At 40.8% G+C, this 701-nt stretch carries 2 protein-coding genes; both read right to left on the bottom strand.

All coding sequences use genetic code 11. The features are described from left to right. A partial coding sequence (locus Ga0466249_RS27415; RefSeq protein ID WP_281422713.1) for a 3-hydroxyacyl-CoA dehydrogenase NAD-binding domain-containing protein occupies window positions 1-164 on the bottom strand: 164 nt, incomplete at its 3' end. A 117-nt stretch (window positions 165-281) separates the two neighbouring features. Continuing rightward, a partial coding sequence (locus Ga0466249_RS25835) for an electron transfer flavoprotein subunit alpha/FixB family protein (protein ID WP_215832373.1) occupies window positions 282-701 on the bottom strand: 420 nt, incomplete at its 5' end.

Genomic DNA, 701 nt, shown 5'->3' with positions numbered 1-701 from the left:
TCAACTAACTTACTAAGATTCTTATCAATCCCTTTTAACCCTTTTTGTACAAATTCATCTTTTATATCACGCAAAACAACATCTAACCCATGCTGTGCCATAACCTGTGCAATACCACTGCCCATTTGGCCAGCGCCAATCACTAATACGCGTTTGATTTCCATTGAAAATCCTCCTGTTCATATTAGAATGCTATTGGACTTGAAACTACCTGTGCAAATGACTGTAGCTACTGCAGAAATTTAAGTAGAATTTCTGCAGTAACTTATGTCATAATCAGCTTATTGCGCTTTTAATTTTTTGAATTCTTCTGTCAGCATCGGAATCACTTGCAGCGCGTCAGCTACAATTCCATAATTAGCAAATTTGAAGATATTTGCATCGGGATCTTTGTTTACAGCGATAATGATGTCCGATGTACTCATACCTGCTAAATGCTGAATGGCACCGGAAATACCGAAAGCAAAATAAATTTTTGGAGCAACTGTCTTGCCTGTCTGTCCTACTTGATGAAGCGCAGGCATCCAGCCGGCATCAACGGCTGCACGTGAAGCACCTACAGCACCGCCCACAGCCTCAGCCAGTTCTTCAAGCAATTTAAAGTTTGCCATATCACACATGCCACGTCCACCGGAAACGATAATTTCCGCTTCTTCAATGTTGACGGAAGTTGTACAAAGATTGATGACTTCAATAAGCTT

This window comes from Pelorhabdus rhamnosifermentans, from assembly GCF_018835585.1.
Taxonomy (GTDB): Bacteria; Bacillota; Negativicutes; order UMGS1260; family UMGS1260; genus Pelorhabdus; species Pelorhabdus rhamnosifermentans.
The sequence above is the reverse complement of the archived record's forward strand: the minus strand, read 5'-3'. Positions and strand labels throughout refer to the sequence as shown.